This window comes from Microvirga aerophila, from assembly GCF_003332305.1.
Classification (GTDB): Bacteria; Pseudomonadota; Alphaproteobacteria; order Rhizobiales; family Beijerinckiaceae; genus Microvirga; species Microvirga aerophila.
In genome coordinates this window covers 1-15662 of sequence record NZ_QOIO01000079.1, presented here as the reverse complement: position 1 = coordinate 15662, position 15662 = coordinate 1, and the positions used below count along the sequence as shown (strand labels likewise).

The window sequence follows — 15662 nt, the reverse complement described above, 5'->3', positions numbered from 1 at the left end:
AGCGCAGACCTGTGCGAGCGTAGAGACCTCGGTTCCCGGCTGTCCACATCGGCGCCTCCGCAAATCGGCGCCAACCATTGAACCACAAGTCACTGCTCGGATTCAAATTCCACTCGGCCCGGCTCTAGCACTACAGTTGCATCTTTCGTTTGCGGTGTGAGGCTTGAGCCATGGCCTGATGGGTGCGTCGCCACACAGACCAGGCGATCACAAAAGCCGGCTCGATGCGGTGCTGCTGGAGTCGTGTAGCCACGCGGCGGATTTCCTGGACAGACCATCGCACCCGCGCTGCAGCCTGGCTTCGTCGGTTCTTTTTGGGGTGAGCCCAGGCTGTTGGCGCGCTGGCGCACCACCGCCATCATGGCAAACGCCAGCATCGCCAATGAGACATGCCGGTGCCAGCCGTGCCACGAGCGCGTCTCGTTGTGCGTCAGCCCCAGTTCAGTTTTCGCCGTCTCGATCGCGTCCTTGATGGCCCAGCGCTGGCCTTCCACCCGCACCAGGGTGTCGATCGGCGTGCCGGCCGGACACCAGGTCGAGAAGAACGCCAGATCCCCATCAGAGAGGGTGCGTCGGATCAGCAGGCCGCGTGTCCACAGGCCGGTGAGATCCTTGTTGTATTCCTCCGCCCTGAGATCCGCCAACTCGACGTACGCCCAGTCATACAAGCGCGCTCCCTTCGTACCGTCGCCGGCTGACAGGCGCGTCCAGGCCTCGGGCGCCAGAGCCCGCGCGATCATCTGTGCGGCGATCTCGGGTTTGGTGACGAAGTAAAGGCTCTCGGGAATATGAGCGGCTTGCCGTCGGATGGAGTTGTTGATCCAATCCTTGGGCCTAATCACAAATGACAAGTTCTGCCGGACGCGCACAGGGCAGCTTCAGCTCAGCTGGCCGCGAGCGCGCCAACGGCTCCAGAGGGCTATGGCGCCCCAACCTGGTAAGGTCACTCACCGGAGAGGACAGCATGTGGGATCAGAAGCGATGCGCCTGGCACGTTCGGCGCACCAGCGTGCCGACGCCCAATGGCTCGAGTTGCCTCAATCCTTATAACTCATACTCCGCGCTCACGTTTGAGATCCATCGCTTTCGGGCTGGATCTCTTGGTGAACATTCAACCTGATCATAGTACGATGCGTCCAATACTTCCAACCGGGGCCATTCCGCTATCGCCTGAACGGGTTGTCCTGCTTGATCGATGCGTTGCTTGGGACCAACACCTCGCTGAGAAGCAGGGAATACAACCGATCGGCGAGCAGGCGGTGTCCTTCGGCGTTGATATGGTCATCCCAAGGGAGAACCCAAAGCGATCTGCGATCTCGGACGGCGGCAAACGCGCCTTGCAGATCGAGCGTTGTCAGATTGGTGGCCTCTCCCAAATCCACCAAGCGGTCAAAAACTTCGCCACGCAACCGATTATCCCGAGGTAACTCTAATATGAGAAGCACTGGATGTATGCCTCGTGACAAGGCCCCGTCGCGGAACCGCTCTAGTAGCGCACGCAGACTTTCCTCGGCAAACGGCCCAAGCTTCATTTGCAAAACAACTTCATTAGGTAGTCGTTTGGCATTTATGTTGGCCCGCTCAATAGCGTCAGCGATGAAGGGAAATTGCTCAAGGAGTTGCTTGTCCGCCAACGATCGGACAGATTTGAACATAAAGTTGAATTCCTCCGTACTTGCTGCATAGAGGATTATATTAGGCCGAGCAGCAAATACCCGCTGCTCAATAGTCGCGAGCTTCTGCGTCGGTCGATAGGCATGCACAGAGAAATTTAGGATCTCGAATTTCTTTCCCGTCTGAAGACCGATTTCATGATTCAACCGATCCTCAACGAGGTTTTCATAGGTCTCGTTGTCGTTAACTCCCCAGCCCATGTCGTTCGAGGAGCCAACTAAAGCGATACGGAAGGTGTTCGGACCGGGCACGAGCGGGTACTCACGGTCACGAAGCCCTAAGCTGTTGATTGTGCGAGTGGCCCCTGCAAAAGTCTCGACAGTTGACGGGACGAACTCTACCCCAATGCTATCGTTGCGTTGCCTCGTCTGCGCCGTGCTCTGCAGCGATTCTACATTATGAGGCTTCATACCATATAGTGTCCACAACTCGTTGTTGAAGCGGGTTACATCGCCGAGATCCTCATAGTATCCACGTATAAGCTTCCTAGAGTCAGCAGCATTCAGTTGCACCCTATCACGCATCGACTCAACCAACTTTCCCAGTGCGGGTGAGATAGGATTAAGTAAATTCGGCCATAATCCAATTACAATAAATGCTCCAGCGACAGCTGATATGACCACTGCTTCCAGTATAAAATCTTTCGAGGCGACACTTGCCTTTATTCCAGTACCGAAAGTCTCCCGTGTGCGGTGCCGAAGAAGCACTCCGGTCACACCGAGCCCAATCGGAATGCCGATAAGCACCGCCAGATCTAGTGGCCCGGAATTGAGCATACCTTGCCAAATGATCCCGAGCTCATCCATGTTGGGCGTGCTCCAGATCGTCCACAGGAAGCATATAGAGGCGAACGTTCCAGCAGTTTTCAAGACTAGCATCGCGTCATCGCGAACGGTCCCAGTTTGCTTGGTCAACGATCTGCGTCGCCCTTTTCGGGACTCGAATAGAACATTGATGACAACGATCGAGCCAAGCCCAAACCAAAACACCAAGTCTGCCCACACGATCGGAAACTCGCCGCGAATCCAGAACCACTGGTAAGAATGGAGGAGCCATGTGGCCGCGAATGCGATTAGCGTTGCTATTACGATGGCGTGAGCTTCACCCAATTTACGTAAGGAGAAGTAGGCTGGGTTGAAGACAAGCTTCTGAATGAAATCCTTCCAGTATATGTTAATGCGGCGCCAGAAATCCGTGAAGCTCGATGACAACAGGTACATATGGTGGGTTTCAGCAAGCCCAAACCCAAACATGTGCAGCAGTCCGACGATCAGGTGAAAGAGACCTGATATTTTAAGATATAGGAGGTATGTCGCGATCATGTATCTGGCAGCACCTGTTCCGCTCACGATGCTGCTGGGCTCGATGACTCCTATGAAGTAGACAATCTTGTATAGCGTTAGCTGAATAACTCCTCGCAACATCCATTTGACACCGGTTTGGTACAGTCGGATAGCGTCGTCGTTATACGCGCACCGTCGGAAGGTCTTATAGTCAATCACCGGGAAAAGTGGGAAGCAGACGTTGGGTAGCATGAAGAAATACGAAAGCGCACCACCAATGCTAGGGGAGCTTGTACTATGGTTGAGATCGTAGATGTATATAATCAGCCGGAACATGAACATCGAGCCCAAGATTGGCCAGATTGCGGCCGGTATCTGGGAGCCCCACGATAGAGTCTGCATGCGGCCAGCAGCTAGGATACCTCCGACCAGCACGATGAGCGCAATGCGAAGCCAGAGAGCAGCAGGCAAGTGGCACAGCGCGATAAGCAGTCCGCCAATTGCTACGAGCCAAGCTCCATGGTGCCATCCGAAGACAAGGAACACACTTGCAATAGAAAGGAAAGCAAAGCAGCTTTGCCTCCAATAGCTAGGTAGGAAGTGATGGACGAGAAAGGCACCTAAGGCGACAGTTACAATCAGCTCGAAGGCTTCACTTTCTATGTTGACCAATTGTATAGCAAAAACGATGAGCGCAAACTCAAGAGTTATCACTCCCAACCGAAGTAACCGCTCAGGCTGCATCTCTGCCCGAATTTGCTCCCGATAGCTCTGAGGCAACGTATCTGTAGGTGCCGGTAGCTTTTCCGGAGCAGAGCTGTCCGAACGTACAAGAGCACCAAACCTTTTGGGGAGCCGCCACGCGCGCCATAACGCGGTTGAAGGTTGCATGTGAGTTGGCCTTCTGTTGCTTCTAGGCATGATGTCTCTACTGACTTAAGTCTCTACTGCTCAAACCTTTCGTCAGATTTGACAGTGACATTGACTTACTGAGTGCAGTGCAGTTCGTTCTCGTACCCAGAACGAGAGCTGCATACCTAAAAAGATAATAACCAGCAAACGCACAATAGTTACCAGGAAATTGCTTGCAGATAAAGTCGTAGAGTGACTAAAGTACCCCGCCGTGGTGATGAGTTGCGTCTCCTGCGTCGGCTCAACCAACTTTCTGGTATACTGCAACAGCTACGTGCTTCTCACCGAGCACCGCGAGACACCTACGGGATCCTGCACGACTAGTGAGGACACCATGATTTACACCATCAAAAATTTCATCCTTCAAGAGTTCCTTCCTGGTGAGGATCCGAGCAATCTCACCGCAACGACGCCGCTTATGTCGTCTGGAATTCTGGATTCTCTGGCGACTTTGAAACTGATCACCTTTCTCGAGCAGGAGTTTGGTGTGCATGTCAAAGCTCATGAGGCAGACGAAGAACACTTAAATACGCTTCAGGCGATCTGCGATTTGGTTGCTGCGAAGCAGTGAGTCTTCTACTCCCCAACAGCACGCTCGCGAGGTACCATGACCATCAACCTTTTTCAGTATCTTGATGATGCCGTATACTGCTGGCCTGACAACATTGCGGTCGAAGAGCCTGATGGTAGCTCGATGACTTACCAAGAACTCGGGGATCTCTCAGATCGTATGCGTGACCGGTTAGTCGGACTTGGAGTGCGCCCGGGCGACAGAGTTGGGATCTGGGTGCGTAAATCTATCGATAGCTTGGTAACAATATTTGGCGTGCTCAAGACAGGTGCCGCCTATGTGCCTCTTGACCCCGGTGCACCGCCAAGTCGTAACTATTATGTCCTTAGAGATTGTGCTGTCACAGTTGTTGTTATCGAGAGTCATTTCGAGCCTGCGCTATTGGCCGAGCAACTCCAAGGTGGCGCTTATCCACGAACATTGGTGATCAGCCGCAGCGGTGGCGGCGTCCACATACGGGCAACGCTCAAAGACGAGGACGGCGACGCCAACGCCCCCTCTGTGAACTCCGCAGTCGTCCAGCCGGATGATCTTGCGTACATCCTTTATACTTCTGGCTCGACCGGCGCGCCGAAGGGGGTCCAGATGAGCCACCGCAATGCAGTGAGTTTCGTGGACTGGTGCTCCGAAAGCTTTGCTCCGACGTCGAGGGATCGTTTTTCCTCCCATGCTCCTTTCCATTTTGACCTTTCTATTCTCGACATTTATTGCTCGGTGAAACATGGCGCTACATTGATCCTGATTGGGGAAGATCGAGGTAAGAGGCCTACCGAACTGGCTGAGCTGATTGCCAACATGCAGATCAGCGTCTGGTACTCAGCGCCATCGGTCCTGAGCCTAATTGCACAGTACGGAAATCTTGAAAATGCGAACTATTCGGCTTTGCGCCTAGTTCTCTTTGCGGGTGAAGTTTTCCCTATAGTTCACCTGAAGTCGCTCGTGAGACAGTGGCCACATCCACGTTACTTCAATCTTTACGGCCCGACCGAAACTAATGTATGTACATACTATGAAGTGCCAACCGAGACAGTCAAAGACCGGATTGAGCCTATCCCTATTGGCAAGGTCTGCTCCCATCTCGAAGGTGTAGTCGTAGATCCAGCAGGTCGAGAGTCGATTAAAGGCGCAGAGGGTGAACTCTGCATTCGCGGCGCCGCTGTGACACGTGGCTACTGGAACCTGCCAGAACAATCACGGAAGTCTTTCATTGAGGTGGGCGCAGGATCGGCATACTACCGGACCGGCGATGTGGTGAGGGAGGATCCCGATGGCAACCTCCGGTACCTCGGGCGCAAAGATCGCATGATCAAAAAGCGTGGGTTCAGAGTTGAACTAGGGGAAATCGAAGTGTGCCTTTATCGGCATCCCAGTGTGCGCGAGGCTGCGGTCGTTGCCCTTCCCGACGACGTGCTGGGGACCAAGGTGCATGCCCACATCGCCTGCAACGAAGGCACGAGGCTGTCGTTGATCGAGCTAAAGACGTTTTGCTCTGAAAACATACCTGGGTACATGATCCCTGACAACTTCAGCTTCCATGTCTCGCTGCCTAAAACCTCCACCGACAAAGTTGATTATCAATCCCTGAAGGCCCAGAGCTAGAGTAAACATATGGACTTCGCTTGGTCAGAAGAACAAGTGCAATTTCGGGAGGCTGTGAGTCGCTTTGCCAGTAGGGAGCTCAATGATTACCTGCGTGAAAGGGACAAACTTGGCGAGTTTAATCGCGTCGGTTGGAAGAAGTGTGCAGAGTTCGGTATCCATGGACTTCCAGTTCCTAAAGATTATGGCGGTCTGGGTGTTGACCCGCTGACGACGGTCGGCGTTTTGGAGAGCCTTGGCTACGGTTGTAGGGATAACGGGTTGGTATTCTCCATCAACGCGCACATGTGGACGCTGGAAATTCCACTGTTGGAGTTTGGCACTGAGGAGCAGAAGCGAAAATACCTTCCAAGTCTGTGCTCCGGAGAACTCGTTGGGGGCAACGCCATGAGCGAGCCGGCCTCAGGCTCCGACGCGTATAGTCTCCAAACTACAGCTGAGCGTCGTGGTGACCGGTATATCCTCAATGGTACTAAGACATTCGCTTCAAACGGACCTGTCTGCGATTTGATGATCGTTTATGCCACCGTAGATCGATCAAAGGGCCCTAACGGCATCAGCAGCTTCCTCGTCGAGAGACAGTCGCCTGGCTTCAAAGTAGGCCGAGAGCTTGAAAAGATGGGCCTTCGAACCTCACCAATGGCAGAACTTTTCCTAGAGGACTGCGAGGTGCCTGTTGAAAACCGTCTTGGTCGCGAGGGTAATGGCAAGAATTTGTTCACACACTCTATGACATGGGAGCGCAGTTGTATCCTCGCTAGCGCGGTCGGGACAATGCAGAGACTGCTCGAACTATCGATTCGCTACGCCAATGACCGCAAGCAGTTCGGCCAATCGATTGGTAAGTTCCAGTTGATTGGATCGAAGATAGTCGACATGAAATTGCGTTTGGACGAGGCACGTGCCGCTCTGTATCGTACGGCGTGGTTGCAAAGCAAAGGCAAGAGCGTCTTTCTGGAGGCTGCGCTCACGAAGCTGGCTATCAGCGAGAACTGGGTCAGGTGTGCAGAGGATGCGATCCAAATTCATGGAGGCTACGGCTACATAGTAGATTCAGAGTTTGAACGCGAGATGCGTGATGCTTTGGGCAGTAGAATTTACTCGGGTACTTCCGAGGTCCAGAGGATAATCGCGTCCTCACTTCTGGGGCTATAATGTGAGCGGTGAGAGGCATGGCTTCGTAGCTGCTTGATCTCTGAGGCTAGAGCAAAAAACCTAATAATGCGTCTCCACAGACTACGCGTGATTAGTAATGCTCATGATCCTAACACCGAAGCCTAAAATGTTTTCCTCTGAGAACTGTCCATTCCGCCACAGTCATACTCTACTATGCTCCGAAGGTGTGAGATGAAGTTGCGGGATGCCTGGGATTGAACACTACGCCCTCCACATTGAGACTTGGGACACAGCAGCCGAAGCTCTAACGCAAAAGGTTTACAACACCTCCCTTCAGACAGCGTTACTAGGAAAATGTATGGCCTACTGAACGAAAAGAAACGTTAGGGCGTACTAAACATTCTCCTCAAGGGAGAAGCTCCCATGATCGCGCTTTATATCGTCGTGGGTTTGATCGGTGCATTGGCGGCCATTGTGATGCTCTGGGACTACGGAGCGCTTTTCATGCTCGTCGGAACGTCCTTCGGCGCAAGCTCGCTGATGTTGGGAGTAGCGCTACTGCTATGGTGGCTTTCCGATGATCGTACCCTGAGATGATCCACCGGTGAGATGGGCTTGCATCGAAAAGTGAAGAGCTCTGTATGAAGCAGGAGCATCTCCATGCCGAAGACCCGTTTTGCGAGAGAGTTTCAGGATGAGGCCGTCCGCCTCGTTTTGACGAGTGGGCGCTCCCAACGCGCAATCGCTGACGATCTTAGGGTGAAGCGTTCGACGCTCGCAGCTGGATGGCAGAGCACCAGGACACCCGGCCCTCGTCGGCCACGCCGCCCAATGAGGACGTCATGGACGAGCTCAAGCGCCTCCGCCGCGAGAACGAGATCTTGCGCCAGGAGCGGTAGATCCTGAAGAAGGCCACGCCAAGGGGGAAGTCGATGAGGTTCACGTTCATCGATGTGGCGAAAGCGGAATTCCCCATCCAGCACCTGTGCCAAGTTCTTGAGGTGAGCCCGAGCGGGTCCTTTGCCTGGCGAAGTCGTCCAGCCTGCCAGCGTCAGCGCGACGATCTGGTGCTGCTCGCCCATGTCCGGTCCGCCTTTAGAGAGTCGAATGGCACCTATGGCAGCCCACGCATGACGCGCGAACTCCAAAATTAGGACCTGCCCATCGGGCGTCGTCGGACGGCCCGACTGATGCGCGAGAATGGGCTCAAGGCCCGGCAGAAACGTCGCTTCAAACGCACCACTGACAGCCATCATGCTTTTCCGGTCGCCCCCAACCTTGATCGAGCAGGACTTCTCAGCCGGTCGCCCGAACCAGGAATGGGCCGCGGATATCTCCTACCTCTGGACGGGAGAGGGCTAGCTGTAATTGGCCGTGGTCCTCGATCTCTTCGCGCGACGGGTGGTCGGTTGGGCGATGAATGAGCGACCGCACAAGGAACGTAAGCATCCGCCGGAGGCCGCGGAATCTTCGGTCGTGGCGTGGTAAAGTGGCTGCATGGAGATTGATCACGACAAGATTGACGAAGCGGTTCTCGCCCTGTTGTGGCTGACGCTGCACGACGGGTGTCGGGCCTGGAAGGGCTTCGACTGGACGACGATGAACAGGCTCTACGAGAAGGGCTTCATCTGCGACCCGGTCAACAAGACCAAGTCCGTCGTGCTCACGGATGAAGGGCTGCAGAAGGCCGAGGAGCTCTTCAAGGCACTGTTCACTCGCCAGCCCTGAGCCTCAGGCCGCGGCCTGCCGGTCCCGTTCCGGCTTCCAGTTCCAGGGCAGCAGCTCGGGCAACCTGCCCTGCGGTGTGCCGGCAATCCGGGCCAGCACGTCGGGAAGCCAAGCAGTGGATCGATATCATTGAGTTTTGCGATCGCAATTATTATGGTCATCGCCGCGGCTCGCGCGGCCCCACGCTCCGAACCAGCAAACAGCCAAGCCTTGCGGCCCAACGCAAACCCGCGCAGCGCCCGCTCGGCGGCGTTGTTGGTCAGGCACATCCGGCCATCCTCGACAAAGCCCGCAAAGCGGTCCCAGCGCCGGAGCAGATAGTCAATCGGCTTGATCACCGAAGCCGAGCGCGACAGACGCGAACGCTCGGTCTGCAGCCACTCCTTCAGAGCCTCGAGAAGCGGCGCGCTCTGCTCCTACCGGACCCGCCGACGCTCCTCGGCGCTCCGGCCGTTGATCGTGCGCTCGATCTCAAACAGCGCATCGATACGCTTGACCGCCTCCAGCGCAATCGGCGAGATCGTCGTCGCCTTCTTGTCGCGCCGGGCATTCGCCACGATATCAGCCCGCTCGAAGAACGGCCGCCCAGCGGTGGGCCTCGCTTGCGTGCGTCATGGCGCGACACCTCCGTGCCTACGACAACGCACAAACCCGGCTGTAGTACTAGAGCATCGGACGAGAAGTCGGATCCGATGAGGTCTGCATCTCAGCCATCCTGGAGCCATGCCGAAGCCGCCGGTGGCGCGTCCACTTAACGGTCCGATGCTCTAGGCAGCGGACTCATAACTGCGGATCCAGATGCGAGCTGAGATCAGCCTGATGGCGGCCAGGAAGTTCTCTGGGTTCTTATCGTATCGCGTGGCGATGCCGCGGAACTGTTTCAGCTTGTTGAAGAAGCGCTCCACCAGATTTCTGTAGCGATACAGAAAGGCGCTGAAGACAAATGAACCCTTGCGGTTGCTCTTGGGCGGAATGTTGGCCCAGACGTCTTGTTCCCGCGCCTGATCGTGAATGGCGTTGCTGTCGTAAGCCTTGTCGGCCAGTAGGATCGCGCCCGGCTTCAAGTCTGCCAACAGCTCCTCGGCGGCGGTGCCGTCATGGGCTTGGCCAGGTGTGAGAGCCATGCGGATTGGCCGGCCTTCGGCATCCACCAGCGCGTGGATCTTGGTCGTCAGGCCGCCACGGGAACGTCCCATGCCACCATCTCCGCCCCCTTTTTACCCGTCGCGCCATGCTGGTGGACGCGCACACAGGAGCTGTCGATCATGATGAGGTCACCATCATAAGCTGCGGAGACCGCATTGGGGATGCGGTCCCACACGCCCGCCTCGCGCCAGCGCACGAACCGATTGTAGCAAGTGGTGGAAGGCCCATACCGTTCGGGGATGTCGCGCCAGGGCGAGCCGGTGCGGAAGCGCCAGAGGATGCCGTTGAGCACCCGGCGGTCGTTCACCCACGGGATGCCACGCGGCTTGTTGGGCAACAGCGGCTCGATGATCGTCCACTCGAAATCAGTCAGTTCATGACGACGCATCACATCCTCCCGTGACCGGGAGGTGAATCATCAACTCGCTGCAAATGAAAGATCTTTTATGGGTTCACGGCCTAGATTAGGAGATCACCCACTTCTTGGATGACGGCCGGAACCGTGATTGCCTCCGCATCTGACCCGGCATCGGGGATCAAATTGGCAATCGTGTCTTTACCCAGGAGGTCTCCCAGATCATTAAGATCTGGAGCCTCGTTACCGGCATCGGCCGCTTGCGTCACAAAGATGAGTGCATCCTCAGAGATGAAGTCAAACAACAGATCCTTCAGGATGATCGGGAAGACCAGGTCTGCTAAGCCTTTGGCCGTTTCCCCGAACCACTCCACGAGCCCAACAACCTCGTTAGGTTCTGGTGATATGCTTCCTTGTGCGATCAGATCGGCGGCATCCTGCACGGTATCGTTCAAGTCCAGCGCAAGCAGCAGTCCGGGATGCTTGTTGACCACGGCGATCTGATAGAGCATCGCCAGGACTGCCCAGCCAGCATAGAGATCGCCCTCTCCAGAAACCGCATCTGCCGGCAGGGCTTGAATGCTCTGGATCAGCTTGATGTCCGCGAGAGCGCGGTCGAAAGTGTCAGGCTGGTCATAAGCTTGGTCGTGGAACAGGAATAGCTGGTCCAGGGTGTCTTCAGGCTGAACCGTATAATCCCCTGGCTCGACGTCACCCACGAACTTGCCGCCTGACCAGTTCGGGCCGCCAAACTCTCCATAAGTTGGAATTGGGATGCCTCCAGGGCCTTGGGTCAGGTAAAGCCAGTTGATCCGCATCGTGGCCGTTCCGAACACCGGATCGACCGCATAGCCAGAGAACTCCCCGATGTACTCCGAGACGGGAGTCCCTGAAGGGTCGGCTGGTACTTCAGTGCCGCCCGAGTTGAGATACGTGGCGACTGCGCCGGCGCCAACGAGGTGCGCGCCGGCCAGGATGCCGGACTCGGTGATCTTAACCCCGTTGATTGTCTGGCCAACGTACTTCTGCAGGTCCAGGTTCTTGATCTCAGTGGTCCACAGGTACGTGAACCATTCCCCAACAGCCTTGTCCTGCACGGCCGGGTTGGCAAGCCACTCGCTCAAGGTGTCGATGCCGTCCTTGCCGGTCCAACCGCCGTTCCAGTCATAGGGGTGGCCATTGGTGCCATCCGCTGCATAGTAGCCAATTGCCTGGAGAGCTGCTTCGCCGAATTGATAGGCTCCTGCATACCCCAGAGAGTTAATGAAATCGTATTGGTTGCTCGACTCTCTGTGCGCCAGATCGCTAAGCAACTCCTGATAAGTTCGAGCCATGATGCAGACCCCGGATCGGGAGGTATCTGCCCCTAACACTTATTACTGCTTATTACTGTCAGAATCAAATACTCTAGCAGAGACCGAAGCCGAAGTTAGCCTCTCAAGCTGCCAACGGTAACCCCCTATGACCGGGCCATCAGCCAGGTGTTCAGGCGCCGGCGGCAACTCGGAGCGGACAGCGACATTGGATATCCCATCGACATGTCCAAAGGCATGCGCTGGGCCAACTTCGACCGCAAGATGCAGCAGGTTGAGGCCGCTGAGGTGGTCTGCAACGCTCATTTCTTCCAATTCGTTCAGAAACTTGTCCAGCGGCGAACGTCCTTGAACCAATAGATCAAGTGACAATAACACTGCTCATCGAGCTAACTGGTCTATAAGGCTACCCCAGTTCATATCTCTTCCAAGCTCCACTGATCCGGCCGAGCTGAGGTGAGACTTATTGCGGTAGAGCATCGTTCCGTTTAGCCGTGTCTGGCACCGTTCAGTCCTGCATAGTCGATCAGCAAGATCGAGAATTGGTACTGCGTCTCGTGCCCGCACTTGATCCAAGAAGCTCAGAATTTCACGCCGATACTCGCGATATTCTTCAACAGAGAACGTGCAATCTGGAGGGCCGCCGATTGTCAGCTTGCCTTCAGCGGTCCTCTCGAGACAACGCCCGAGATCGAAGGAACTGGCGGGAGGTGGAGCGACAAGAATAACTCGCTTGCTAAGGCGGCGGATCTCAGAAACGGTGGCGGACAAGGCATCAAGCAGCAAAGCGCTGTCTTGCGGCCGCTCACTAGTTCCATCAGGTAACCGCACTAAATAGCGCCAGTTCGAATCTTCCGCACCTGGCACATACTGAGCAAGAACACTGGATAATACTACAGTTTCAATCTCTGGATGCTGAGATAAATACTCAAAGACCGACACATTAAATCCAATGCATTTCTCACTCGAATTTCGGTTGTAGCTGTCATTCACTGGTGACAGGCCAAGTATGGGTCCACATGAACTTTTTGTCGCCTGAATGATCCCGTTCGGCGAAGATGCTGCAAGACCCGGTGCTAGCGCCATGGCGAAGGAGTCACCCCAAAGCAGCGTTCGCGCTGTGGAACTGCTCGTACAGCTGGAAATGAGCACGAATTGATCTTTATAGTCACAAACTGAAGCCAAGCCGGAACCGCCAGCACGTGCTTCTGTGTCGATAGTGCTCATCGAGCGGGCAAGCATGAAGCTCGCCGCAATCAAAGCGATTGGCAGAAGGAGGAGAATTCCGACGCTCCGCAGCGTGATCGGAAACCTGCGGAAGCGTTGCTCAACGAGCCGATACTGCAGTTCAGTCCAGACAACAGTGATACCGAGCAACGCAATGTTCACTTGGGCCGGCACTGCCACTAAAAATATGTTGCTCGCGAAAGCAAACAACGGCCAATGCACTAAGTACAATGAGTAGGATCGATCACCTATGGCAGTAATCGGTCTCAGCGCTTGTTCAGCTTTACCGAGGTTTGCGCCAGGAATGAGGAGCACCGCAGTTGCGAGGCAGACAATAGCAGCAGTAATACCTGGATGCCCCTGCTCACCCGCAATTACAGGCACGATTAGGAGAACCGCTGCACACGTACAGCGTAACACCGATAATGGCGCAGATCTTACGATATTACGCCTCACAAGTAGTGCAACCACAGATCCGATTCCCAGCTCCCAAGCCCTGCTCGGAAGAAGATAAAACGTTGCTGAGACAGTCCGCGGCATGAACGCTGCACAGATCGCTGCGCTGGCGATGACCATTACGACGCTGAGGGGCAGCCGAAAGCGGCGGGGACACAGATACAGCGCAATTGGGAGGACGAGATAGTACTGCTCCTCGAGCGATAGCGACCATATGTGAAGCAGCGGCTTCATTACTGCTTCAGTTCCGAAATAATTTCCCTGCTTCCAAAGCACTACGTTTGCAGTGAAGGTGAATGCGGCAGCTAATTGCGCAACGAAGTTTCGTAACTCAGTTGCGTCGAGGAGTAATGGCGCAGCTATGGCTGTGATGGTGAAAGTCGCGTAAGCGGCTGGCAATAAGCGGCGAGCTCTGCGCGCATAGAAGCTGCCGAACGTGAAACGATCATTTTCGAGAGCTTCATTGATTAGTCTGGTCATCAAGTAACCGGAGATGACAAAGAAAATATCTACTCCGAGAAACCCTCCCGGAAAATAAGGGAACCGCGCATGGTTTAGGACAACTATCAGAACTGCCCATGCTCTAAGCAACTGAATATCTAAACGGATGTGCCTACTTGCAGTCTGAATTGGATCTTCAGAGCGGCGTACAGCCTCATCGACAACCAGGGAAGGGGCTGGTGTTCTTTGGTATTGCATAAGAGCCCGTTCCAAAAACGGTTGAGTGGCCGGGGCAGTCGTGATTCAAAGAGGGTGCTGAAGCCCGACTTGGAAGCCCGCGATGTGGACCCGAGCACTACGCACCCAATAATCTGCCTGCGCGAAATTGGCTAAACATCAATTCTCATTGAAACGTTAGCTCATTGAAACTTTAGGTACTTAGGAAAGCAAGGAGTAAGTTAATTGATATTCGGTAGTAAACCGGAATTCTATACTTAAAACAGAGATCAATCCCTGCCGAAGTGGCCTGACGGTCCTCCCTGTAGCGCGTAAGGATCTCCTGGACCTTTCATAGAGCGTCATCTCGGAATTTCCGGCCTAGGTTCCTGCGAACCGATAGGCTTGCCACGCGGCTTCGCCTTTTTGTGGAGGAGTATCAAATGCCTTGCTTGATCGTCCATACAATGGTGCCAAGTTTCCCGATCCGGGTAAGACTCCGACGGGCTTGAGCTCTCAGGCGTCGGAGGTGGCACGCGGAAGACAACTTCAACGTGGTTGCGGTCAATCTCGATCCGTCGCACCACGGTTCGGATCAGGGCTTGCTTGCCAGCTCAGTCCAGATCGTCCAGCCCGTCCCTCACCCGAGCGGCAAACTCTTCAAGGCGCTCGATCATCAGCGTCAGTCCACGCGGCGGTGCTAGTTGGGGGTGCTGAGCCGCCCGTGCGGACATGGCGGGCACAAACACCTCTGGGGCCGGCGGCTTGTAGCCGAGGGATCCGTGAGGCCTCAGGGTGTTGTAATGTCGGCGCCAGCTTTCGATCACGACCTTAGCCTCCTTGAGCGAGTAGAAGATCTCGCCATCAAGCGACTCGTCCCTAAGCCACCTCGGTCACGCCGATGGCGCGAACCGCATCGGCAACCGATTGGCCTTGTGAGACCATCACATCAACCTGGCGTAACTTGGCAACGATCTCTTCCGGCTTGTGGCGCTTCTTCGGCATTGTGGTCCTCCTGTGAGCCTCAAGACATACTTCAAGGTGGACCAATTCAATGGGGTGGATCAGTCTGGCCAACGTACTTCTGCAGGTCCAGGTTCTTGATCTCAGTGGTCCACAGGTACGTGAACCATTCCCCAACAGCCTTGTCCTGCACGGCCGGGTTGGCAAGCCACTCGCTCAAGGTGTCGATGCCGTCCTTGCCGGTCCAACCGCCGTTCCAGTCATAGGGGTGGCCATTGGTGCCATCCGCTGCATAGTAGCCAATTGCCTGGAGAGCTGCTTCGCCGAATTGATAGGCTCCTGCATACCCCAGAGAGTTAATGAAATCGTATTGGTTGCTCGACTCTCTGTGCGCCAGATCGCTAAGCAACTCCTGATAAGTTCGAGCCATGATGCAGACCCCGGATCAGCAGGCACATAGTCTCAATATCGGAGAACTCTAGCAAAGGCCGCAGCCTAGGTCGTGTGGACGGATTTGATCAGGATGAAGCTCAGAGCAAGCGCGACGAAGGAGCCGTAGTTCTCGTCCGTCTTCTCACAACGTAGAGCAACGCGCTTGAACCGCTTGAGCTTTCCCATGGTCTGCTCAATGCGAGCCCGCCCACGATAGAGCGCCTTGGGAA

At 55.2% G+C, this 15662-nt stretch carries 12 protein-coding genes and 5 pseudogenes; 6 read left to right on the top strand and 11 right to left on the bottom strand.

Annotated elements, in window-relative coordinates; genetic code table 11:
• Window positions 1-296 precede the first annotated feature (296 nt).
• Together DRB19_RS26410 and DRB19_RS26405 are read right to left on the bottom strand one after the other, a co-directional pair.
• Window positions 297-833 (bottom strand): annotated as a pseudogene (locus DRB19_RS26410) (hypothetical protein); the annotation flags it as partial.
• 330 nt (window positions 834-1163) lie between these two features.
• A complete protein-coding gene (locus DRB19_RS26405; RefSeq protein WP_147022686.1) occupies window positions 1164-3848 on the bottom strand; it encodes an SGNH/GDSL hydrolase family protein in 2685 nt (894 codons plus the stop codon).
• Between the two features lie 355 nt (window positions 3849-4203).
• Between DRB19_RS26405 and DRB19_RS26400 the strand changes: the two genes are divergently transcribed.
• The 6 genes and pseudogenes from DRB19_RS26400 (at window position 4204) to DRB19_RS26380 (ending at window position 8883) form a co-directional block, all read left to right on the top strand.
• The gene (locus tag DRB19_RS26400) at window positions 4204-4440 is read left to right on the top strand and encodes an acyl carrier protein (protein WP_114188986.1); all 237 of its coding nucleotides are present in this window, start codon (window positions 4204-4206) and stop codon (window positions 4438-4440) included.
• 36 nt (window positions 4441-4476) lie between these two features.
• Window positions 4477-6039, top strand: coding sequence for an amino acid adenylation domain-containing protein (locus DRB19_RS26395; RefSeq protein ID WP_114188985.1), 1563 nt, complete (start codon window positions 4477-4479; stop codon window positions 6037-6039).
• 9 nt (window positions 6040-6048) lie between these two features.
• Window positions 6049-7194, top strand: coding sequence for an acyl-CoA dehydrogenase family protein (locus DRB19_RS26390; RefSeq protein WP_114188984.1), 1146 nt, complete (start codon window positions 6049-6051; stop codon window positions 7192-7194).
• Window positions 7195-7578: 384 nt separating this feature from the next.
• Complete coding sequence (locus DRB19_RS30335; RefSeq protein WP_162815884.1) at window positions 7579-7752, top strand: hypothetical protein; 174 nt, start codon at window positions 7579-7581, stop codon at window positions 7750-7752.
• 57 nt (window positions 7753-7809) lie between these two features.
• A pseudogene (locus DRB19_RS31370) lies at window positions 7810-8595 on the top strand (IS3 family transposase); the annotation flags it as partial.
• Window positions 8596-8652: 57 nt separating this feature from the next.
• A complete protein-coding gene (locus DRB19_RS26380; protein ID WP_114188982.1) occupies window positions 8653-8883 on the top strand; it encodes a DUF6429 family protein in 231 nt (76 codons plus the stop codon).
• Between the two features lie 3 nt (window positions 8884-8886).
• On the opposite strand, the pseudogene DRB19_RS26375 reads toward DRB19_RS26380, so the two are convergent.
• From DRB19_RS26375 to DRB19_RS31980, 9 genes and pseudogenes are all read right to left on the bottom strand, one after another.
• Window positions 8887-9473: pseudogene (locus DRB19_RS26375) on the bottom strand (IS66 family transposase); the annotation flags it as partial.
• A gap of 177 nt (window positions 9474-9650) precedes the next feature.
• A protein-coding gene (locus tag DRB19_RS26370; RefSeq protein ID WP_114188981.1) for an IS5 family transposase occupies window positions 9651-10417 on the bottom strand; the annotation gives its coding sequence in 2 pieces (ribosomal slippage) (window positions 9651-10093 and window positions 10093-10417; 768 coding nt in all).
• Window positions 10418-10488: 71 nt separating this feature from the next.
• Window positions 10489-11718 (bottom strand): hypothetical protein, encoded by a 1230-nt coding sequence (locus DRB19_RS26365; RefSeq protein WP_147022680.1) that lies wholly within the window; start codon window positions 11716-11718, stop codon window positions 10489-10491.
• Window positions 11719-11760: 42 nt separating this feature from the next.
• Window positions 11761-12069 carry a hypothetical protein gene (locus tag DRB19_RS30330; RefSeq protein WP_147022678.1) on the bottom strand — a complete coding sequence of 103 codons (309 nt, stop codon included), beginning with the start codon at window positions 12067-12069 and terminating at the stop codon, window positions 11761-11763.
• 9 nt (window positions 12070-12078) lie between these two features.
• On the bottom strand, window positions 12079-14079 hold the full coding sequence (locus DRB19_RS26355) for an acyltransferase family protein (RefSeq protein WP_114188978.1): 2001 nt from the start codon (window positions 14077-14079) through the stop codon (window positions 12079-12081).
• A gap of 572 nt (window positions 14080-14651) precedes the next feature.
• A pseudogene (locus DRB19_RS31365) lies at window positions 14652-14921 on the bottom strand (integrase core domain-containing protein); the annotation flags it as partial.
• A 4-nt stretch (window positions 14922-14925) separates the two neighbouring features.
• Window positions 14926-15042, bottom strand: a pseudogene (locus DRB19_RS31610) (IS3 family transposase); the annotation flags it as partial.
• A 46-nt stretch (window positions 15043-15088) separates the two neighbouring features.
• Window positions 15089-15430, bottom strand: a complete 342-nt coding sequence (locus DRB19_RS26345) for a hypothetical protein (protein ID WP_114188977.1) — start codon at window positions 15428-15430, stop codon at window positions 15089-15091.
• A gap of 65 nt (window positions 15431-15495) precedes the next feature.
• A partial coding sequence (locus DRB19_RS31980; RefSeq protein ID WP_162815883.1) for a transposase occupies window positions 15496-15662 on the bottom strand: 167 nt, incomplete at its 5' end.